The organism is Microvirga antarctica (genome assembly GCF_017921815.1).
In the GTDB taxonomy this organism is placed as follows: Bacteria; Pseudomonadota; Alphaproteobacteria; order Rhizobiales; family Beijerinckiaceae; genus Microvirga; species Microvirga antarctica.
In genome coordinates this window covers 948,167-970,066 of the sequence record NZ_JAGEMM010000001.1, presented here as the reverse complement: position 1 = coordinate 970,066, position 21,900 = coordinate 948,167, and the positions used below count along the sequence as shown (strand labels likewise).

17 protein-coding genes are annotated in these 21,900 nt (G+C 65.2%); 8 read left to right on the top strand and 9 right to left on the bottom strand.

All coding sequences use genetic code 11. The annotated features are described in order from the left end of the window. Positions 1–22 precede the first annotated feature (22 nt). Genes ligA through J4G32_RS04675 form a run of 3 tightly spaced genes read left to right on the top strand, consistent with a single transcriptional unit; the run spans position 23 to position 3,187 of the window. Positions 23–2,179, top strand: a complete 2,157-nt coding sequence (ligA, locus tag J4G32_RS04685; protein ID WP_210484949.1) for an NAD-dependent DNA ligase LigA — start codon at positions 23–25, stop codon at positions 2,177–2,179. 1 nt (position 2,180) lies between these two features. Then, a complete protein-coding gene (locus J4G32_RS04680) occupies positions 2,181–2,891 on the top strand; it encodes an AzlC family ABC transporter permease (protein WP_246504763.1) in 711 nt (236 codons plus the stop codon). Further along, a complete protein-coding gene (locus J4G32_RS04675) occupies positions 2,888–3,187 on the top strand; it encodes an AzlD family protein (RefSeq protein WP_210484947.1) in 300 nt (99 codons plus the stop codon). The genes J4G32_RS04680 and J4G32_RS04675 overlap by 4 nt, the downstream gene beginning before the upstream one ends. Here the strand turns inward: J4G32_RS04675 and J4G32_RS04670 are convergent. Then, a complete protein-coding gene (locus J4G32_RS04670; protein ID WP_210485505.1) occupies positions 3,184–5,016 on the bottom strand; it encodes an aminopeptidase P family protein in 1,833 nt (610 codons plus the stop codon). The genes J4G32_RS04675 and J4G32_RS04670 overlap by 4 nt on opposite strands. 287 nt (positions 5,017–5,303) lie before the next feature. Between J4G32_RS04670 and J4G32_RS04665 the strand changes: the two genes are divergently transcribed. Further along, entirely contained in the window at positions 5,304–5,492 is a 189-nt protein-coding gene (locus J4G32_RS04665) for a hypothetical protein (protein ID WP_210484945.1), read from the top strand. A 133-nt stretch (positions 5,493–5,625) separates the two neighbouring features. Here J4G32_RS04665 and J4G32_RS04660 read toward each other — a convergent pair whose 3' ends face one another. From J4G32_RS04660 to J4G32_RS04645, 4 genes are all read right to left on the bottom strand, one after another. Then, entirely contained in the window at positions 5,626–6,549 is a 924-nt protein-coding gene (locus J4G32_RS04660; RefSeq protein ID WP_210484943.1) for a 50S ribosomal protein L11 methyltransferase, read from the bottom strand. A 50-nt stretch (positions 6,550–6,599) separates the two neighbouring features. Then, on the bottom strand, positions 6,600–8,288 hold the full coding sequence (locus J4G32_RS04655) for a sensor domain-containing diguanylate cyclase (protein ID WP_210484941.1): 1,689 nt from the start codon (positions 8,286–8,288) through the stop codon (positions 6,600–6,602). 69 nt (positions 8,289–8,357) lie between these two features. Continuing rightward, complete coding sequence (locus J4G32_RS04650) at positions 8,358–9,644, bottom strand: SAM-dependent methyltransferase (protein WP_210484939.1); 1,287 nt, start codon at positions 9,642–9,644, stop codon at positions 8,358–8,360. A gap of 73 nt (positions 9,645–9,717) precedes the next feature. Continuing rightward, the gene (locus tag J4G32_RS04645; RefSeq protein WP_210484937.1) at positions 9,718–12,099 is read right to left on the bottom strand and encodes an ATP-dependent helicase; all 2,382 of its coding nucleotides are present in this window, start codon (positions 12,097–12,099) and stop codon (positions 9,718–9,720) included. Positions 12,100–12,265: 166 nt separating this feature from the next. Here J4G32_RS04645 and J4G32_RS04640 point away from each other — a divergent pair, with 166 nt between their 5' ends. After that, complete coding sequence (locus J4G32_RS04640; RefSeq protein WP_210484936.1) at positions 12,266–12,538, top strand: hypothetical protein; 273 nt, start codon at positions 12,266–12,268, stop codon at positions 12,536–12,538. A 240-nt stretch (positions 12,539–12,778) separates the two neighbouring features. Here J4G32_RS04640 and J4G32_RS04635 read toward each other — a convergent pair whose 3' ends face one another. Next, positions 12,779–13,333, bottom strand: a complete 555-nt coding sequence (locus J4G32_RS04635) for a thioesterase family protein (RefSeq protein WP_210484934.1) — start codon at positions 13,331–13,333, stop codon at positions 12,779–12,781. 181 nt (positions 13,334–13,514) lie between these two features. On the opposite strand from J4G32_RS04635, the gene J4G32_RS04630 reads away from it, so the two are divergent. Next, complete coding sequence (locus J4G32_RS04630; RefSeq protein ID WP_210484932.1) at positions 13,515–14,930, top strand: FAD-linked oxidase C-terminal domain-containing protein; 1,416 nt, start codon at positions 13,515–13,517, stop codon at positions 14,928–14,930. Between the two features lie 84 nt (positions 14,931–15,014). Next, positions 15,015–18,596, top strand: coding sequence for an AsmA family protein (locus J4G32_RS04625; protein ID WP_210484930.1), 3,582 nt, complete (start codon positions 15,015–15,017; stop codon positions 18,594–18,596). Here the strand turns inward: J4G32_RS04625 and J4G32_RS04620 are convergent. The 3 genes from J4G32_RS04620 to fumC are packed head-to-tail and all read right to left on the bottom strand — an operon-like array spanning position 18,556 to position 20,398. After that, the gene (locus tag J4G32_RS04620) at positions 18,556–18,810 is read right to left on the bottom strand and encodes a ribbon-helix-helix domain-containing protein (protein WP_210485504.1); all 255 of its coding nucleotides are present in this window, start codon (positions 18,808–18,810) and stop codon (positions 18,556–18,558) included. The genes J4G32_RS04625 and J4G32_RS04620 overlap by 41 nt on opposite strands. Before the next feature lies 1 nt (position 18,811). After that, complete coding sequence (locus J4G32_RS04615) at positions 18,812–18,997, bottom strand: DUF4169 family protein (protein ID WP_210484928.1); 186 nt, start codon at positions 18,995–18,997, stop codon at positions 18,812–18,814. A gap of 6 nt (positions 18,998–19,003) precedes the next feature. After that, positions 19,004–20,398 carry a class II fumarate hydratase gene (fumC, locus tag J4G32_RS04610; protein WP_210484926.1) on the bottom strand — a complete coding sequence of 465 codons (1,395 nt, stop codon included), beginning with the start codon at positions 20,396–20,398 and terminating at the stop codon, positions 19,004–19,006. A gap of 88 nt (positions 20,399–20,486) precedes the next feature. Here fumC and J4G32_RS04605 point away from each other — a divergent pair, with 88 nt between their 5' ends. Then, positions 20,487–21,887, top strand: coding sequence for a cytochrome P450 (locus J4G32_RS04605; protein WP_210484925.1), 1,401 nt, complete (start codon positions 20,487–20,489; stop codon positions 21,885–21,887). Positions 21,888–21,900: the final 13 nt, after the last annotated feature.

Genomic DNA, 21,900 nt, shown 5'->3' with positions numbered 1-21,900 from the left:
GCTCTTAACCTCCGATTCGAACATGTCCCAGCAGAAATCGCCTCCGTCTGATCCCGTTGAACGACCAAGCCTCGAACAGGCAAGGGACGAGCACGCGACTCTCGCCCGGGAGATCGCGGAGCACGACAAGCGCTACTACGAGGAGGACGCGCCGACTGTCGCCGACGCCGAATACGATGCGTTGCGGCGGCGCTATGAGGCGCTCGAAGCGCAGTATCCGGAGCTTGCAGCAGCCGACAGTCTCACCCGGACGGTGGGCGCCAAGCCATCGGAGAAATTCAGCAAGATCCGCCATCGGGTGGCGATGCTTTCGCTCGCCAATGCGTTTGCCGATGAGGAGGTCGTCGACTTCGTCGAGCGCGTCCGCCGTTTCCTGCAGATCAAGCCGGACGCGGAGTTGCTGTTTACGGCCGAGCCCAAGATCGACGGATTGTCCCTGAGCCTGCGCTACGAGGCCGGCCGTCTGGTGAGCGCCGCCACCCGGGGCGACGGGGCGGTCGGGGAGGACGTCACCGCCAACGCCCGCACCGTCGACGACATTCCGCAGGTCCTGAAGGGTCGCGACGTTCCCGAGATCGTTGAAGTGCGCGGCGAAGTCTATCTCTCGCACGTGGATTTCGCGGCGATCAACGAGCGTCAGGCGGCAGCCGGGAAACAGCCTTTCGCCAACCCGCGCAATGCCGCAGCCGGTAGTCTCCGGCAGCTCGATCCATCCATCACCGCATCGCGCCCGTTGCATTTCTTCGCCTATGGCTGGGGCGAAATCAGCACCATGCCGGCCGACACCCAGTTTGGGATGATCGAGGCGTTCGGGCGGTTTGGATTCAACACCAATCCGTGGACGCGTCTCTGCACGACGGTCGAGGAATTGCTCGCCCAATATCGCGCCATCGAGGCGGAGCGGGCCACGCTCGGTTACGACATCGACGGGGTCGTCTACAAGGTCAACGCGCTGGCGCTGCAAGCACGTCTCGGCTTCGTGTCGCGTTCGCCGCGCTGGGCGCTGGCGCACAAATTTCCGGCTCAGCAGGCCACCACGATCCTCGATGCCATCGACATCAATGTGGGCCGCACCGGCTCGCTCAATCCGCTGGCGCGCCTGCGGCCCGTGACGGTCGGCGGTGTCGTCGTGTCGAATGCGACGCTGCACAACGAAGACTACATTCGCGGCATCGGCGGCAATGGGGAGATGATCCGCGACGGCGTGGATATCCGCATCGGCGACACGGTCATCGTCCAGCGCGCGGGCGACGTGATCCCGAAAGTGCTCGACGTGGTGCTCGACAAGCGCCCCCCCGATTCCATGCCTTATGTGTTTCCGACCCATTGTCCGGCCTGCGGCAGCCACGCGGTGCGCGAGGTCAATCCGCGGACCGGCAAGGAGGATTCCGTGCGGCGCTGTACCGGCGGCCTGATCTGTCCGGCGCAGTCGCGCGAACGGCTCAAGCATTTCGTGTCGCGCAATGCGTTTGACATCGAAGGGTTGGGCGAGCAGCGCATCGATGAATTGTTCGCCGATGATCTGGTGCGCGCGCCGCAGGACATCTTCACGCTTGAGGCGCGCAACGCCGGAAAGCTCCAGCGTCTGGAAAACCGGGATCGCTGGGGCGCGACGAGCGTCAAGAACCTGTTCGCGGCCATCGCGGCGCGGCGCACGATCGCCATCAACCGGTTCATCTTCGCCCTCGGCATTCCCCATGTGGGCGACACGTCGGCGAAACTTCTGGGACGGCATTTTTCCACCTTCGAGGCCTTTCGCGCAGCAGCGCGCGCCGCTGCCGATCCCGCGTCGGACGCCTACGCGGAGCTGACCTCCATCGGGGGCATCGGCGCTGTGGTGGCGGACGCCATCGTGGAGTTTTTTCGCGAGGCGCATAACGAGGAACTGCTTGATGCGCTGCTGGCAGAGGTAACGGTTGAGCCGGCGGAGGCGGTCACGTCCGACTCGCCGGTCGCCGGCAAGACCGTCGTGTTCACCGGGGCCCTCGAACAGATGACCCGCGAGGAGGCCAAGGCCATGGCCGAACGGCTCGGCGCCAAAGTCGCCGGATCGGTGTCGAAGAAGACCGACATCGTGGTGGCGGGGCCCGGCGCAGGATCGAAGCTCAACAAGGCCAAGGAATTCGACGTCCAGGTGATGGACGAGGACGGCTGGTTCGCGCTCGTCGGGAGGACGTGAGTTGGCGGGCGCGCACGCGACGCAGTCGCCGTCATGGCGGGACGCGCGTGCGGGCCTGCGCGACATTGCGCCTGCGGCCATCGCGGCGATTCCCATCGGCTTGCTGTTTGGCGCGGTGGCTGTCAGCAAGGGCATGTCGGCCCTGGAAGTGGGCCTCATGTCCGTGCTCGTTTTTGCCGGTGGGGCGCAATTCGCCGCCATTGAAAGCTGGATTCAGCCTGCCCCCATCCTGACGCTCGCCTTCGCCACCTTCCTGATCAATGCCCGCCATATCCTCATGGGCGCTTCCCTTTCGTCGAAGATGACGTTGTCGCGGCCGCAGAAGCTTGCGGCCATGTTCTTCATGACGGACGAGACCTGGGCGCTGTCGGAGCGCCGTGCGCGCGAACGGCCGGTAACCGGGGCCTATTGGCTCGCCATGGGCGTGGTCCTTTTCGCCAATTGGGTGCTCATGACCACCCTGGGGGCTGTGCTGGGATCGTTTCTCGGCGATCCGGCTCGGCTCGGCGCAGATTTCGCGTTCACGGCGCTGTTCATCGGGCTCGTGGCAGGCTTCGGCCGAAGCCGCGTCACCCTCGTCACTGTCGCCATCAGCGCCATCGTGGCGGCTCTGGTGCATGTCACCGTCGGCGCGCCGTGGCATGTGGCTTCCGGGGCTCTTGCGGGCATCGCTGCGGCCTATTGGGCGGCTGGCTGGAAGACCCGCGAATGAATGTCGACCCCACCACTCTGCTGGCGATCTTCGCCATGGCAGTCGTCACCTATGGGACCCGCATCGCCGGGTTGTTCGTGGCCGACCGGCTCGTGCTCTCGGATCGCGCAAAAGCTGCGTTCGACGCGATCCCGCCGGCCGTGCTCGTGGCAGTGGTCGCACCGACGGCGCTGACGACCGGGTGGGCGGAGGCGATGGCCACCGCCATCACCGCCTTCGCGGCGCTCCGGCTGCCGCTGCTGGGAACCGTCGTTGTCGGCGTCGTGTCGGTCGTGCTGCTGCGGGCTGTCCTTTAACGGGCAGCCGATGCCAGCGGCTGCGTCGCGGCTTCCAGCCACGCGCGGGTTTGCGCGTCGACCAGTGTCTCGAGCTTCTCCCACACGGCCGCGTGGTAGGCATCGAGCCAGGCGATCTCCTCCTTCGTCATCAGAGCGGGCTCCACGAGGCGCAGATCGATGGGCGCGAAGGTCAGGGTCTCGAAACCCAGCATGTCACGGTCGCCGCCGGCAATCGTGCGCGGCTCGACCAGAATGAGGTTCTCGATGCGGATGCCGAAATCGCCCTGCTTGTAGAAGCCGGGTTCGTTGGACAGCATCATGCCGGCGACGAGTGCCGTCGTGCCGGTCTTGGCGATCCTCTGCGGCCCCTCATGGACCGACAGGTAGCTGCCGATGCCGTGTCCGGTGCCGTGGTCGAAATCGAGACCGGCCTCCCACAGGGGCTTGCGGGCGAAGGAATCGATCTGCGCGCCGTTCGTCCCCTTCGGAAACATGATGGTGGCGATGGCGATGTGGCCCTGCAGGACCCGGGTGAAGCGATCCTTCATCTCGGCTGTCGGCTCGCCCACGATGATGGTGCGGGTGATGTCGGTGGTGCCGTCCTCGTATTGTGCGCCGGAATCGACGAGGAAGATCTGGTCGCGCGCCAGCAGGCGGTTGCTCGAATTGGTGACGCGGTAATGGGGCAGGGCCGCATTCGGGCCCGCTCCGGAGATCGTCGGAAAGGACAGGTTCTTCATCGCCCCGGTCTCGATGCGGAACCCTTCGAGCGCTTCGACTGCGTCGATTTCCGAAATGCGGCCGCTTGGTGCTTCCCGGTCGAGCCAGGCGAGGAATCGCGCCACGGCGGCGCCGTCGCGCAGGTGGGCGGCACGGGAGCCTGAAATCTCCGCCTCGTTCTTCACCGCCTTCATGAGTGCGATGGGATCCGCGCCCCCATCCACCACGCCGCCTGCCGCCTCGATCCGCCGGGCAATCGCAATCGCCCCGGTGGCCGCATCCACGCGCACGGTCTCGCCCGATTGCCCGATTTCGTCGAGGGCGGTCTGGAAGCCACTGATGGGCACGAATTCCGCGAGATCGCCGACGGCGTCGCCGGCCTCATTGGTGATCTTCGCCGGATCGAAGAACAGCTGTGCGCGGCCCTCCTGCGGGATGATCGCGTAGCCCAGCGGCAGCGGGGTGCAGTCCACGTCGCCGCCCCGCAGGTTGAACGTCCAGGCGAGGTTATGGGGATCGGACACGACCAGCGCCGCGACCTTGTCGGTCGCCATCTTGTCCCGGAGGCGCGCGAGCTTGTCGGCTGCCGTCTCGCCCGCGAAGGCGATGGGATGGGGCCGGACAGGGGCCTGCGGGGAAGCGGGCCGATCGATCCAGATCACGTCGACCAGATTCATATCGCTGGGAACGAGTGTGCCACCCGCGCGGGCGACGGCCTTCTCCAGCTTTTTCACCGCCTCCGTCGTGTGGAGCCATGGGTCGTAGGCCAGAACGGCACCGGGCCGCAGGTTATCGGCGATCCAGTCCTCCGCCGTCGTCAGCGCCATCTGGACCGGCGTGATCACCTCGGCATCGACCTGTTCGGCCGCCTGCACGGTGTAGCGCCCATCGACGATGAGCGCGGCCTTGTCGGCGAGGATGACGGCGGTTCCGGCAGAGCCCGTGAAGCCGGTGAGCCAGGCAAGCCGTTCCGCGCTCGGGGGCACATATTCGCCCTGATGCTCGTCGGCACGCGGCACGATGAACCCGTCAAAGCCCCGTCGCCCCAGCTCGGCCCGCAACTTCCCGATTCGGTCGGGGCCCTGCGCGGGCGAGGTGGAATCGGCAAAGGTCTGGAAGAGGGACATGAGCGTGAAAACCGTGAGCGGAAAAAGGATGGGCGCCACGCTAGGCTGCAGGGGATGCGCCTGCAACACCTGTTGTGAGGCGGTTTGGCCCTAAACCCATGCTGAATGCCCGCCCGCTATGCGCCCAATGCCTGTTCCGGCGGCAGATCGGATTGTGCGTTGCAGCATGAGCATGGCAACCATGCCGCCGGGACCCCTGCTCAAAAGGGACAGGACGGCTTACCTTTATGCCATAACAAGACCGAGGAACGTCGAAGGGTCATCACCCCAGCATTGGAGATGAACCCATGGCCACCGCCACCGTCCTGCCTGCCGCTCCCGGCAGGAGTTCCGCCTTCGCACCGCTGATCCTGGCGAAGCGCTTCGTCAATCATCTCGTGACCATCCGCGTGGCCACGGTGGAACGCGAACTGCGCCGTCTCGGGCAGGACTCCCTCACTCTCGACGCCGCCGACTTCGTTCCCTTCAAGCTTTAACCGAGGAGTTTTCCCATGTTTATCATTAATTTCCTGCGCCTGATCCCGGCCACCATCCGTGAAGCCATGGAGATGCGGCGCGAGATGCTGCAGCGCTATCCTCATCTGCGGATGGAGTAAGCGGCCTCTCGCGTTACCCCCGGCGGCGCCGTGGATGCGTGCCGCCGCGCTTGAGAACGAGCGCCGCCCAGCCTTCCAGCTCGTAGCGGCGCTGGAGAGAGAAGCCCTGCGGCGCGTAGGCCGAGAGGATTCCGGGCACGTCCCGCAGCAACAATCCGGACAGGATCAGCGTGCCGTCCGGAGCCGTCACCCGGGCAAGTGACGGCGCGAGAATGCGCAAGGGTTTGGCCAGGATATTGGCGAAGACGAGATCGAAATGGCCCGGCCGGTCGGCTTTGGCGTTACGCACGCCGGGACCGACATAGAGGCTCAGCCATTGGTCGATGCCATTCAGCCGCGCATTGCCCCGCGCGACCCGCACTGCCTCCGGATCGATGTCGCCCGCAACGATGGTCTGCTTCAGGGTCTTGGCGGCGGCAAAAGCCAGAATCCCCGTACCGGTGCCCACATCGAGAACATGGCGGGGACGTCGCAGTTTCAGCTCATCGACGAAGGCCTGCAGGCATCCCTTGGTGGTGCCGTGATGGCCGGTGCCGAAGGCCAGTGCCGCCTCGATTTCGATGGCCAGATCATTGGGCCGGCGTTGCTCCCGGTCGTGCGAGCCGTGAACGAGCACCCGGCCGGCGCGGACCGGTGTCAGGCCCTCCAGCGACGACTTGATCCAGTCCTGCTGGGTCAGGGGCAGGAAAACGCCCTTGTCGGCCTCGGCTCCCACGAGTGGCCGCACCAGATCGCGGATCGCTGCCTCATCCGGCTCCCGGGCAAAGTAGGCCTCCAGCAGCCATGGGCCGCCATCCTCAGTCTCGAAGGACGCGACGGCCGTCTCGGCAGGATCGAAAATCTCCCCGATCAGCTCGGTCATGACGCGCGCGGACCGCTCGTCGGTGGTGAGCCGGAAAACATGGGTGGGGCGGTTGGGGTGCAAACCTTCGAGCATGTGTTTCGCTTAGCATCGAAACCCCCATCCGGTCACCCCTGACGCGCATGTCAGGCGACGGCGGTCGCCAGTTGTGGTTGGAGGCCCGCGATGACCGCCCGGTTGCGACCGCTGGCCTTGGCCTCATAAAGAGCGGAATCGGCCCGCTCGATCACGTCCTGGATATCGCGATCCGTATCGGCGACGATGGCGCCGCCGACGCTCACGGTGACGGACAGCGTCATTCCACGGGATTCCATCGTCTGGCTCTCGACAGCCCGGCGGAGATTTTGCGCCACGGTCATGATGCCCTCCCGGCCGGCCTCACGAACCAGCACCACGAATTCCTCGCCGCCGAACCGGCACACCTTGTCGACGGGACGCAGGGTCCGGCTCAGGGTTTCGCCGACGCCACGGATCACGTCGTCTCCGGTCGGATGGCCGTAGGTGTCGTTGACGCGCTTGAAGAAATCGATGTCGAGAATGAGCACCGCGAACGTTCGTCCCGACCGCCGGAACTGCTCGAAGGCATCCTCGGCGAGAAGGTTGAATCCGCGGCGGTTCAGCAGGCCCGACAACGCGTCGGTTTCGGCGAGCTGGGTCAGTTTGGAGACGTCCTCCTCATGCTTCGTGGCATTGTCGAGGGCCCGTTGCTCCGCCGCACCCGCCCGGCGCACCAGGGAGCGCAAGGCCGCCGACAATCGCACGATTTCGCGCGAGCCGGTGGCATGCGGCGGCAACGAGATGGTGGGGTCGCGGCCGATCCGGTCTGCCGCCTCGATGATCAGGCCGATCGGCCGTGACACGCTCTGAGCGATGAACATGGCGAAGAGAATTCCCGCAAGGGCCGCCGCCAACCCGATGCCCGCAATGGTCCAGACCATGCTGCGAGCGGCCGCGAACGCGACTGTCTCCGGCTGACGGGACACGACGATCCAGCGCAGACCGGGATAATCCCGATAGCCCCGGGTGACCGCAAAGCCCGTGAGGTAATTCTCGACGTTGGACTCGTCCTCGAACGATCCACGGCCCTCCTTGATCATCGCCGCGAGGCGATTGTCGGAGAATGGCTTCGTGTTCATCCCGGGCCCGAGCAGGACGGTGCCGTCCTGGGCGAGGATCGAAATCGCCCCGGACCACTGGTTGCTCTCGTCGGAAATCAGGATCTGGAGCCGCTCGCGGGCCCAGGCCCAGTTCAGATGGGCGCCGACCACGCCGATAATGTCGCCGGCGGAATTCTTGACCGGGGCGGCGACATCGACAAAGCGCAACGGCTCGCCACTGTTGCCAGGCTTGAGCAGTCTTTCGAGCAGCTTGGCCTCGTGGACGTCTCCGACCGTCGGGCCTTTCAATCCGTCCTGAAACCATGGGCGTGCCGCCACCGACTCGCCCTCGAGCAAACGCCCGGTGGAGGCCTGGACAATGCCGTCCTTGGTGGCAAAACCGATCCAGCTGTAGTCCGGAAAGGTCGATTGCAACTGATCGAGGACCAGCCGCACGCTCGCGCGATCCCCGCTCCACATGCCTTCGAGCGGCTGCATATTGGCGAGGTTGCGGATCTCGCGGAACCGTTCGGCCATCCCGCGGTCGAGAACTGCCGCCAGGGTGCCTGCGGCTTCGGCCGCGCCCGTCATCACGTTCTGCTTGGTCTGCCGATGCGCGATGAAGGCCGCCCCGGTCGCCGCCACGGTCACGATTCCAAGGCAGAGCAGCCCGACAAGAAGCGAGATCTGCTGGCGCAGGGAAAGACGTCTCTTCATGATCTTCACCTCCGCGCCCGTGCGACGGTTATAGCAGGGTTCGCGCTGCCGTACAGGCAGGCGGCATCGTCACCCGGTCGCGCGTGGGCGACCCGTGGATTGCGTCGCGCGGGTCGGAACCGATCCCAGGCGCTCACCCTCGAGGGAGCGATAATGCCGCTGCAGGTCGGTGACGTAGTCGCGCACGATGGGTGCCGCGTCCCGACGGCGCGCCAGTTGCATGTGGAAGACGAGCTGGCTGCCGGTCCTGAACATCATCTCGGCGCTGACCAGGTAGAACTCCCACATCCGGCAGAACCGCTCGTCGTAGAGCGCCGCAATGGCTGCCCGGTTTTCCTCGAAGCGCTGGTGCCAATGGGCCAGCGTCTTGGCGTAATGCACACGCAGGATCTCGAGATCTGTCACCCACAGGCTGGCATTCTCGACGACCGGGAAGACTTCGGAGAGGGCGGGCGAGTAGGCTCCGGGGAAGATGTATTTCCGTAGCCACGGGCTTGCCGTACCGGGCGGGCTCATATGACCGATGGAATGCAGCACCATCAATCCGTCATCCGCCATCAGCGCGTTGATCTTGGCGAAGAACTCGCCGTAGTGATGCACGCCCACATGCTCGAACATGCCGACGGACACGATGCGGTCGAAGCGTGTGTCGAGCTTGCGGTAATCCAGCAGCTCGAACCGCACGCGATCGGAAAGGCCCGCCTGCCGTGCCTTCTCATTGGACAAGGCATGCTGTTCCCTCGAGAGCGTGACTCCGGTCACGTCGACATCTTCCATGGTGGCCAGATACAGCGCGAGATCGCCCCAACCGCTGCCGATATCGAGTACTTTCAGCCCGGGCTTGAGCTGCAGTTTGGAGGCGACCAGACGCAGCTTGTTGCGCTGCGCCTGTTCCAGCGTGTCGTCGTCGTTGACGAAATACGCGCAGGAATACTGCATGCCCTCATCGAGGAAAAGTTTGTAGAAGTCGTTGCCGAGATCGTAGTGATGCGCGACGTTCTGCTGCGCCTTGCCGACGGGGTTGGCCTGCTGAAAGCGCTTCACCCCGCGCGACAGGCCGCGCAGCATTTTCTGGAGCGGATAGGTGCCGAGCGCGATGCGGTTCATGGAGAACAGCGTCAGGAAATCCCGCAACGTCGATCCGTCCTCGAAGCGCAGGCGCTCGTCCATATAGGCCTCGCCCGCGTGAAGCTCCGGATTGAGGAAGAGCTTGTGATAGAGCGAGCGGTCGGTGAGCCGCATGGTGACTTTGGGACCGGGTGCGCCGGAGAAGACATGAACGCCGCCATCGGCATCGATGACCCGCAACGTGCCTGTGCGCACGAAGGATTTCAGCATGTGGGAGAGCGGAAACATGACGGCCCCTCAGCGACGCATACGCTGCGCCGGATCGTTCCACACTCCCCGTGGCGTGGCTAGGGGGCTGGGGCTACCCGAGAGCTTCCACGAAGCTGTCGAGCACCATCTTGCGGCCGGCCTTGTCGAACTCGACGGTCAGTTTGTTGCCCTCCACACCCTCGATGGTACCGGGGCCGAATTTATTGTGGAGAACCCTCCCGCCCTTGCTGAAGGCGGAGGAGGGGCCGCCGGACTTGGCCACCAGTTCGCCGTCGATCACCATCGGGCCGCGCCGGTCCGACGACCGCCGTCCCGCGCCGCCCCGGTCCTCGCTGCTGGCCCGGTGGGCCTGGGCGCGCTGCCAGCCAGGGGTCTGGTAGGATGAGGCGCTGAACGGCTCCATGCGATCGAAGCGCGAGCCGCCCCCATAGGCGCCCCCGTGCGAGAAGTTGGCCGGCGCCTCGACGATTTCCACGTTGTCTTCGGGCAGATCGTCCACGAACCGGCTGGGAACGGTGGAATTCCACAGGCCGTGGATGCGCCGGTTGGACGCGAAATAGATCTTTGCCCGGCGTTTGGCCCGGGTGAGCCCCACATGGGCGAGGCGACGCTCCTCCTCGAGGCCGGCACGGCCGCTCTCATCGAGCGCGCGCTGGTTCGGCAGCAGGCCTTCCTCCCAGCCGGGCAGGAACACCGTGTCGAATTCCAGCCCCTTGGCCGCGTGCATGGTCATCAGGCTGACCCGCTCGGTGGTGTCGGAATCATTCGCCTCCATCACGAGCGAGACGTGTTCGAGAAAGCTCTGGAGATCGGGGAACTCTTCCATCGACCGGACGAGTTCCTTCAGGTTCTCCAGGCGGCCGGCCGCATCCGCCGATTTGTCCTTCTGCCACATATCCGTGTAGCCGGATTCCTCCAGCACCGTCTGGGCGACGTCGGACTGGGTCATCGTCTGGGACAGTTTCGACCAGCGGCCGAACGAGATCAGAAGATCGCGCAAAGTCGCCCGCGGCTTGGGTTTCAGCTCGTCGGTTTCGACGAGAAAGCGCGCCGCCTCCATCATCGGCACCCGGGCCGAGCGCGCATGGTTGTGCAGCACCTGGATGGTGGCATCGCCCAGGCCGCGCTTGGGCGTGTTGATGATGCGCTCGAACGCGAGATCGTCGGCCGGTTGATTGACGCAGCGCAGGTAGGCCAGCGCATCGCGGATCTCGGCGCGCTCATAGAAGCGTGGCCCGCCGATGACCCGATAGGGCACGCCAAGCGTCACCAGCCGGTCCTCGATCTCGCGCATCTGGGCGGAAATCCGCACCAGCACGGCCATCTCGGCCAGTGAATGCTGCTTGCTGTGGAGCGCTTCGATCTCCTCGCCGATGAGGCGCGCCTCTTCCTCGGAATCCCACGCGCCAGTGATCGAGACCTTTTCGCCCGGCACGTCCTCCGTGCGCAGGGTCTTGCCGAGGCGGCTCTGGTTCTTGGCGATCAGGCCGGAGGCGGCCGACAGGATATGCGCGGTCGAGCGATAGTTGCGCTCGAGGCGGATGACCGTCGCGCCCGGAAAGTCGTGCTCGAAGCGCAGGATGTTGTCGACCTCGGCGCCGCGCCAGCCATAGATCGACTGGTCGTCATCGCCGACGCAACAGAGGTTCTTGCGGGTCTGCGCCAGCAGGCGCAGCCAGAGATACTGCGCGACGTTGGTGTCCTGATACTCGTCGACCAGAATGTAGCGAAACCGGTTCTGGTATTGCACCAGCACATCGGGATGCTCACGCCACAGGCGCAGGCATTCGAGCAGCAGGTCGCCAAAATCGGCGGCGTTAAGGGTCTTCAGGCGTTCCTGGTAGGCCGCATAAAGCTTGCCGCCCTTGCCGTTGCCGAAAGCACCGGCCTCGCCGGGCGGCACCTGGGCCGGCCCGAGGCCGCGGTTTTTCCAGCCATCGATCATGCCGGCCATCTGGCGGGCGGGCCAGCGCTTCTCGTCGAGATTTTCGGCCGCGATCACCTGCTTCATCAGCCGGATCTGGTCATCCGTGCCGAGGATGGTGAAATCGGACTTGAGATCGACCAGCTCGGCGTGTCGACGCAGGATCTTCGTGCCGATGGAGTGGAACGTGCCGAGCCATTGCATGCCCTCCGCCACCGGGCCGATGAGCGTGGAGACGCGCTCGCGCATTTCGCGCGCGGCCTTGTTGGTGAAGGTCACGGACAGGATATCAAAGGGGCGGGCCTTGCCGGTTGCGATCAGGTGGGCAATGCGGGTCGTGAGCACCCGGGTCTTGCCCGTTCCGGCGCCGGCGAGCACCAGCACCGGCCCCTCGGTGGATTCCACCGCCGCCGTCTGCTCCGGATTGAGACCGCCAAGATACGGCGTCTGCGGTGCGACCGTGGCGCGTGCGCGGGCGCTGAGCGATTGCGAGCCCGGCCGGTGGGTGAGGTCCTCGGACGGATCGGGTCTTGGATCAGGCTGATTCATTTGGCGGGACCATGGATCAAAACGCGAACGGCGTCGAGCCTTCCAGCATCGTCCGGGACACGAAGAGAGCCCGGCTCGTCAGCGGTTGGGGCAGAGACAGCGAAGGGGTTGGACAGAACGTCCTTGCTTTCCCATATGGGGATGATTGACCGGAAAAGGATAAGCCATGCGTGTGTTAACGGTCGCGACAGCCATTCTGTGCGCACTGACATTGCCCGTCGTCGCGCAGACCCGTCTGCCCCGCACGAGTCCCGCCGAGCGGCAGGTCGACGAGATCAACCGGTCGATCACGCGGGAGCAGCGCAGCCTGCAGCGCGATCAGCAATATCAGATCGACAACAATCAGATGCGCCAGCGCATCGACCGGCAGCAGAACCTGTCCAACCCGTCACCGCCGGCCCGCCTGCGGAACTGCCCGGTGGGATCGATCGGCTGCTGATCCGTCGGTGTCAACTGGGTGGTTGCGGACGTGTCCGGCAATATCCGTGTCGTTACGACACCGCCCCACGACGCAACGGCATGATGGTGGACGCACGAGGGTGGACGCACGAGGGTGGACGATGGGGATGGCGGTTGACGCCTGTCTGACCCCGCATGACGCGTGTTTGACGCGTCGGTGACCGATTGGGCTCAAAAACCGACCGATCGGCCGAGAAATCAAACAGGTGTTCGATTGAGCCTAATGGCGGGTCCCGACGGCCGCCAGCGGGTCGCGCAGGGTCCGGTCCTCGGCGCCCGGGGACGGGATTCCCATGATCTTTCCAAGGGTCGGCGGTTTCGCCAGACGGGCGTGGGAGGCCTTCATCACGGCGATATTCGCCTGAATGTCGGCCGGGAAGGGCGCGACCTTGCGGCTCACCATATCCATGTGCAGTCCCAGGCTCTCGGTCGTGGCCGAGATCCAGCCCTCGCGGGCATGCCTTAACTCCATGTAGAAATGCAGTCTTTTCTCATCGACGGCGACCAGCTGAAGCGTCACCCGGACGGGGTCGTGGGTGCGCAGTTCCCGTTTGTAAACGGTGTGGGTCTCGGCCACGAAGAAGGAGCCCTGTCGCTCCTCCATGTAGCCTTGCCCAAGTCCCAGAAGGCCGAAGGCCTCCTCGATCGCGCGGTCGAAGAACACATGGTAATAGGCCATGTTGAGGTGGCCGTTATAGTCGATCCAAGCGGGAGAGACCTCCATCGTGGACGACACGAACGGCGCGAAAAAGAAGACCGGAGCCCGCTCCTTCATAACCTCTGCTCTCTTCCCAATCCGATCACGAGATCCCCTCCGTCAAGGGTGTATTTGAAACGATAACACGTTCTTTTAGGCATTGCATCGTGCCATCGCGTCATTTTTGCGCAGAGTGTTGCCTTCGCGGCCGTTTTGGTAGGTATGGGTAATGAACATCGCACTCAGACCTGAAGCATAAATGAACGTTTCCCTCTCCAAACCCCGTCTGCGGCCCTCCGCAGCCACTCTGGCGGCTCTCTCGGATGACCTCGCGGCCCTTTTCGGCCAGCGCCTCATGGCCGCGCAGGCGGTCCGTGAGCAGCACGGCCATACGCTGACCTGGGTCAAGAACCAGCCACCCGACCTCGTGGTTTTCCCGCAGACCACCGCGGAGGTTTCCGAGATCGTCAGGCTCTGCGCCGCCCGCGACGTTCCGGTCGTGCCATTTGGAACCGGTACCTCCCTCGAAGGCCATGTGAATGCCCCGTTCGGCGGGGTCTCCGTCGATCTCAGCCTGATGAAGGCGATCATCGCCGTTCACGAGGAGGATCTCGATTGCGTCGTCGAGCCCGGCGTCACGCGCAAGGAATTGAACGAGCATCTGCGCGACAAAGGCCTGTTCTTCCCGATCGATCCCGGTGCCGACGCCTCCATCGGCGGCATGGTGGCAACACGGGCATCCGGCACCAATGCGGTCCGCTACGGGACCATGAAGGATGTGGTGCTCTCGCTGACCGTCGTCATGCCGGACGGCGCCATCGTCAAGACCGCGAGCCGGGCGCGCAAAAGCTCGGCCGGCTACGATCTCACGCGCCTGATGATCGGCTCGGAAGGGACTCTCGGGATCGTGACCGAGATTACTCTTCGCCTGCAGGGCATTCCGGAGGCGATCTCCGCGGGGATCTGCCCTTTCCCGAGCGTGAAGGCGGCCTGCGACGCGGTCATCGTGACCATCCAGACCGGCATTCCCGTCGCCCGCATCGAGCTGCTCGACGAGGTCCAGGTCCGGGCTGTCAATCTCCATTCCAACCTGACCCTGCCGGAAAAGCCGCTCCTGCTGCTCGAATTCCACGGCACGGTGGCAGGGGTTCAGGAGCAGGCCGAGCGTTTCGCCGACATTGCGGCCGAGTTCGAAGGCGGGCCGTTCGATTGGGCTACCAAGGCCGAGGACCGGTCGCGGCTGTGGCAGGCCCGGCACGATTCCTATTGGGCCGCGCGAGGCTTGCGTCCGGGGGCGGAATCGGTCGCCACCGACGTCTGCGTGCCGATCTCGCGGCTGGCCGAATGCGTTGACGAGACCAAGCGCGACATCGTGGCGTCCGGCCTCATCGCTCCCATCGTCGGCCATGTGGGGGACGGCAATTTTCATGTCCAACCCCTGGTCAGTATCGACGATCCCGCCGAGGTGGCGGCCTGCGAGGCGTTCGTCGACCGGCTCGTTCGCAGGGCGCTTGCCATGGAAGGGACGTGCACCGGGGAGCACGGGGTCGGCCAGAAAAAGATGAAATACCTCGAAATCGAGCACGGACCCGCTGCCCTCGACCTCATGCGCGCCTTGAAACGGTCCATTGATCCGCACAACATCATGAACCCGGGCAAGATCGTTGCGCTTTGATGGTGGACCGTCCGGTTTCGATGCTCCCGTTTTGCCGGGGCATCGGCTAGAGAATCCGCACCGCAACGGAGAAAAGGCCGCCTCTTGCGCGACATCCTGACAATTATCGCCTCTGTGGTGATCGTGATCCTGGCGATCGCGGTGGCTGCGCCGCCGCTGATCGACTGGCAGGATCACCGCGACTCCGTCGATCGGTTGATTTCGCGCGCGTCGGGCACGGAGGCGCGGACCGAAGGTCATATCGGCATCAGGCTTCTGCCGACCCCGCGCATTCGGCTCGATCGTCTGCGATTGGGAGGAAAAACCCCTGAATCCCCCACGCTCGCGGCCGATCTCGTCTGGGCCGAGTTGGCGCTGACGCCGCTGCTGCGCGGTGAGGTCAGATTCCTCGAAACCCGCGTCGGGCGCGCGGATATCAACGTGTCGGTCTCGCCCGATGGCGGGTGGCGTCTGCCCCCGGAGCTGTTGACGGGCAATGCGCGGGGCCGGGAATGGGCGATCGAGAGCCTGAAGGTCGCCCAGCTTCTGGTCACAACGCAGATGCCGAGCACCGGCCGGACCGATCAGATTTATGCAGAGAACGTCTTCATCGAGGGCCAGAAGCTCATCGGGCCATGGCGCGTCGAGGGCAGCACGGGCAGCGTGCCGTTCCGACTGCTGACCGGCGAACTCGCGCCCGACAAGAGTATCCAGGTAAAACTCGCCGGCGGCGGCGACAGTCATCCGCGCTTCGATATCGATGCGCGCGTCTCGCTCACAGGGGGCGATGACGGTGCCCTGAATATCGCCGGCAAGGCGAAGTTTCTGTTCGGGCCACCGGCGCAGGTGGCTGCGGCCGGCATCCCCATTCCGATCACGCTCGATGCGGAATTCAAGGCCAGCAACGGCGCCATCGTGCTCGATCCGGTCTCCCTCGAAGCCGGGGAGGGCGGAGCAAGCCTGCGCATGCAGGGGCAGGGCAGTGTTCAGATCGCCGAGCCCCGCATTGCCCTGAAGCTCGAAGGTCGCCGTCTTGATGCCGATAGCTTTATCCTCTCGGGCAACGGGCAGGACTTCAAGAGCCGGTTCAAGGAATGGTCGGTGCCGAAATTCGTGGTGCCGGTCGATCTCGACCTCAAGATCGACAGCATCGGGCTCGGCCAGGACGACCTGTCCAACGCAATCGCCCGCCTGTCGCTCGACCGCGGCCAGGCCCGCATCAATCTTTTCGAATTCACGGCCCCGGGCGAGACCCGGGTGGCGATGGAGGGCAAGGCCGGCCTCGGATCACGCGGCGGGACCGAAGGCAAGATCGCCCTGCAATCGAAGTCATCCGACCGGTTTGCGCGCTATCTCGAGCGGCTGAACCTGCGCTCGCCCTTCTTGCGGGTGCTTGATGGCAGGCCCTTCGAGGCGTCCTCGGATCTGGCCTATATCAGTCCGGTCGTCTCCTTCAACCGGCTCCGCGTGAAAACGGGCGATGCGGTGCTGACCGGCAATGTCCGCTATACCGCCGCCGAGGCCAACGAGCGCGCCAAACTTGAGGCCCAGGTGGCCATTCAGAATCTCAATCTGGATCAGCTCCCGCGGGTGTCGAGCGTGTTCGAGGCGACCCAGAATATGGATGTCGGGTTCATTCTCGACGCGCGCGGCGTCACGGCCGGCAATCGTCCGGGCAATGGCCGGATCGGCGCACGGATCCTGTCGGATGGGCCCGCCCTGCTCGTGGAATCCCTCGACATCGTCAATCTGGCGGGCGCCAATGCCAAGGTCAGCGGAAGGATCGCGCCGGACGGGTCGGGCCGCATCGCCGGGACCGTGACGGCGGAGCGCGCAGCCCCCCTCGTCGACCTCATGGGCAGCGTCTGGATCGGCGGGTTGTCGAAACTCGTGCCGCCGTTTCTGCGCGAAGGAGGTCTCAGTCTCGATGTGGTGACCGAGCGCGTCGCGCGGCCGGCTGGCTCCGCCGAGATGCGGTTGCGCACGACAGCACGGGGCACTGCGGCAGGCGGCGCTTTCGAGGGCCAGGTTGACTCCCTCGATGGGCGCACCGAGAACCTCGATGTCACGCTCGCGACGGACAATACCGGGCGCTGGGTTCAACGCTCCGACGTGCCCTCTCTCAAGCGCCCGTCAAAGATCAACCTGCGCGGCATCCGCGTCGGATCGGGCCAGTTCAACGTGACGGTTGCGGGCGATGTGGGAGGGGTCAAGGTCACGACAGGGCGACCCTTCACCCTGAGTGCCGATGATGACGTGGTCGATAGCGGGGCCGCCGAGATCGCGACCCCCGACATCACGCCGTTCCTGCTTCTGCTGGGCGACGGAGCGGCCGGGGTGACGCCGCCGGTGCCCGTCAATGCGCAGGTCAGCCTGGGTCGCGAACGGGATGCGAGCCTCCTGGAAATCCGCGGACAGGTGGCAGACAGCAAGGTTCAGGCAAGGCTGGCGGTCCGCTCGCGGTCGGAAATCGGCGGCGAGATCTCCCTCGACCGGCTGTCCCTGCCATGGCTCGTGACGGCGCTGGCGCTGAATGCCCCGGGCGTCCCCGATGCGACGGCGGTGTGGTCGAGCGCCCGGTTCGGCCAGAATCCACTTCTTCTTCGCGGCGGGCGGGTCACCATCCGAACGGCCGCTCTCGATCTCGGTCGGAATCTGCGCGGGACCCGCGCCAGCTTCATCCTTGAGGCGACGCCTGACGGGATCGGCATTCGCGAACTCGATACGGTTCTCGGAACCGGCAAGCTGACCGGCTCCGCCTCCATCACCCGGCAAGGGTCGCTCGCCTCGATCGTGGGCGAGGGCGCCCTGCGCGATGTACCCCTCTCGGCCCTGACATCGGCGCCGTTCGAGGCGCGGCTTTCCGGCGGGCTGAAATTCGGCAGTTCCGGTGAGACCCTGTCGGGCCTCGTGTCCAACCTGGGCGGTTCGGGCGACTGGACCGTTGCGGGCCTTCGCGTGCCGCAGACGGATCCGGCCGCTCTCGACAGGGCGGCCAAGCTTCTGCTCTCTGAGGCTGAGCCTCTGGTTGCGGGGCGCGCCGAGGCGGTCATCGGGGCCGAGTTGAACCGCGCGCCGCTTGCGGCCTCCGCGGTCACGACGTCGGCGGCCCTGATCGGCGGCGGCATCAGGTTGTCGCCCTTTGTGGTCGAAGGCGGGCCTGCCACCTGGCGCGGCACGGTGACCTTCGACCTGCGATCCCTGATGCTGGACGCAAGAGGCGCTTTGACGGCCGTGACCTCGCCGCCGGAATGGACCGGCGCTGCGCCATCCATCGGGCTTGGCTGGCGGAGCGTGGACGGCATTCCATTCAGGGATATCGACGTGGGTCCGTTTCGCAATGGGCTTGCGGCCATCGTTCTGAAACGCGAGCTGGAAAAGATCGAAGCCTTCGAGCGGCAGGCCGCGGAGCGTCAGCGTCAGATGGAGGCGCGGCAGGAGGCCGAGCGGCAGAAGGCAAAGGCCGCAGCCGACGAACTCGCCCGCCAGGCGCGGATCAGGGAAGAGGCCGAGCAGGCGCGCCGGGAGGCGGAGCGGATCCAGGCCGAGCAGAAGAACGCTCCGCCGGTCTCATCGCCTCCACTCACGGCCGAGCCGCAGGCGATCAGCCCCTTCGTGATGCCGCCCATGACGCCGCCGATCGAACTCACTCCTCCGCCGGCAATCCAGGTGCGTCCAGGCGGTTGAGATCCGACCGGAGGCTGTTCAGGACGAAGACGCGGATAGCCGAAGACAGGTTCTGGTCACCGCGCTCGGCGTCGATCCGTCCGATCAGGCTCTGAACGGAGACGCCGTCGCGCGTGGCGAGGCTGCGCAGGACGTCCCAGAACGGTTCTTCCAGGGTGATGCTGGTGCGATGGCCGGCGATGGCGACGGACCGCTTGATGATGCCGCCCGCCATCTCAATCGCTGTCGCCGTCACGCTTGTGGGTGTCGAGGCGCCTTTCGGCGAGGGACCGCTCGGTGCTGGCGAGGGCGCGTTCGGCTTTCGACAAACCGAAGGCCACGCGGTTTTGGGCGGCGCGGTCCTCTTTCTCGGCCCGCGCCTTCCGTTTGCGCACCGTGCGCAGGTTGACGATGTCAGCCATGGGCCTTCATTGCGGTGCCAGCATATCTTCCGGCCGAACGATGGCGTCGAACTCCTCCGCCGTCACGCTGCCGGATTTCAGCGCCTCTTCCTTCAGGGTCGTGCCGTTCTTGTGGGCCGATTTGGCGATGGCGGCCGCCTGGTCGTAGCCGATCTTCGGGGCAAGCGCGGTGACCAGCATCAGCGAGCGCTGCATGAGGTCGGCGATCCGATCAAGATTGGGCTTGATGCCGACCACGCAATGATCGGTGAAGCTCACCGCGCCATCGGCCAGCAGGCGGATGGATTGCAGCGCGGCCGTGATAATCACCGGCTTGAACACGTTCAATTCAAAATGCCCCTGACTGCCCGCGAAGGTCACGGTCGTCTGGTTGCCCGCCACCTGGGCGCACAGCATGGTGATGGCCTCCGCCTGCGTCGGGTTGACCTTGCCGGGCATGATCGACGAGCCGGGCTCGTTCTCCGGCAGGGAGATTTCGCCGATGCCGGAGCGCGGGCCGGAGCCCATGAGGCGGATATCGTTGGCAATCTTGAACATGCCTGTGGCGAGGCTCGACAGCGCCCCATGGGTGAACACGAGCGCGTCGTTGGACGCCAGCGCTTCGAACTTGTTCGGGGCGGACGTGAAGGGAAGCCCGGTCAGCTCGGTGACCTTCTGGGCGAAACGTGCGGCGAATTCCGGATGCGCGTTCAGACCCGTGCCGACGGCCGTCCCGCCTTGGGCCAAGGCATAAAGCCCAGGCAGGGTCAGCTGAAGGCGGCCGATCGCCAGTTCGATCTGCATCGCGTAACCGGAAAATTCCTGACCCAGGGTCACCGGGGTGGCGTCCTGCAGATGGGTGCGGCCGATCTTGACCACGTCCTTGAAGGCCCTGGCCTTCTCGTCGAGCGCCCGGTGGAGATGCCGGAGCGCCGGCAGCAGACGGTTCTCGATCTCCCGGGCAGCCGCGATATGCATCGCCGAGGGGAACACGTCGTTCGAGGACTGGCCCTGATTAACGTGGTCGTTGGGATGGACGGGCTTCTTGCTGCCGCGCTTGTCGCCAAGGCGTTCATTGGCGAGATTGGACAGGACCTCGTTCATGTTCATGTTCGACTGTGTGCCGGAACCGGTCTGCCAGACGACGAGAGGGAATTCATCGTCGAACTTGCCCTGCACCACATCTGCTGCGGCGGTAACGATCGCGTCGGCCAGCCGGGGCTCGAGCTTGCCCAGATCCTTGTTCACGAGGGCCGCCGCCTGTTTGACGATGGCCAGGGCATGGACCAAGGCCGTCGGCATCCGATCGCCGCCGATGCGGAAATTCTGAATGGAGCGCTGCGTCTGCGCGCCCCAGAGCCGATCGGCGGGGACTTCGATCGGGCCAAAGGTATCGGTTTCAGTGCGGGTGGACGGCGACATCGTGACCTCTTTCGATAACGTTGGGTGTTCTTATCTCAAGTTTGACCGCTCGCAAGGCTGAACACACAGACGGGGCCCGCAAAATCTGATGGACACCTTAACGGATCTGCCGGCCTTCCACCCGCCTGTGCCGACGCCGCGCCAGGACTCTCCCGGCCTCATCGGCCTCCTGCTGGCGCTTCGGCGCAATCCGCTCACCACCTGGACCGAGCGCCATTTTCGCGAGAAGGTCATCGTAGGCGACGGGGTGCTGGGCCGCATCATGGTGGCCAACGATCCCGCGATCATCCGCCATGTTTTGGTCGACAATGCGGGCAACTATCGGAAGGACGACCTCCAGATGCGGGTGCTCGCTCCCGGTTTGGGGCGCGGGCTGCTGACAGCCGACGGCGAGGAATGGCGGCTCCAGCGCAGGACCATGGCGCCGCTTTTCACCCCGCGCAACGTGGCCGGGTTCCACCCCGCCATGAACGAGGCCGCCGATCGTCTCGTCAGACGCTGGCGCCGCCGCCCGGACGGCCGGATCGTCGATGTCTCCCTGGACATGACGAGGGTCACGCTGGATGTTCTCGAACGGACGATTTTCACGAGTGGAATTTCGCGCAATCCGGATGCGCTCGGTCGCGCGATCACCCGCTATTTCGAAGGTCTCGGGCGCATCGACCCTGTCGACATCTTCGGCCTGCCCGCGTGGATCCCCCGGATCGGACGGCTTCGCGCGCGTCCGGCCATCCGGTTTTTCGAGGAGATGGTGCGGGATCTCATTGCCGCCCGAAAGACGCTGCTGGCACAGGGACAGCCCGCCCCCCGCGATCTTCTCACGCTTCTGCTGGAAGCGGCCGATCCCGAGACCGGCAAGGGGCTGAGCGACCTCGACGTGAACGCCAATATCGTCACCTTCATCGGTGCAGGGCACGAAACCACCGCCAACGCGCTGTCATGGTCGCTCTACTTGATTTCACAGGATGAGCGCGTCCGCACTCTCATCGAGGCTGAGATCGACCGCGTTCTGTCCCCGGGGCCGATCGTGGCCGACCAGATCGAACGCCTGGTTTATACCCGCGCGGTCATCGAGGAGGCCATGCGGCTCTATCCGCCCGCGCCGTTTCTGAGCCGCGCCGCGATCGCCGATGACGACGCTGGCGGCTTTGCCATTCCGGCCGGAACGGTGGTGACTATCGCCCCTTATGTGTTGCATCGCCACGAAACCCTGTGGCGCGATCCGTCCGCGTTTCGTCCGGAGCGTTTTCTGTCCCCTCAACGCGAGGAGATCGACCGGTTCGCCTATCTGCCGTTTGGAGCCGGCCCGCGCGTTTGTATCGGCGCGACCTTTGCGTTGCAGGAGGCGATCATCGTGCTTGCCAGCATTGTTCGCTCCGTGCGGCTGGACCTCGCCCCCGGCCATGACGTCGATCCTTTGCACCGGATCACACTCCGGCCCCGCCATGGCATGCCGATGATGCTGAAGGCGAGAGGAAAAGGCGTGTGACAGAGGGATCGTG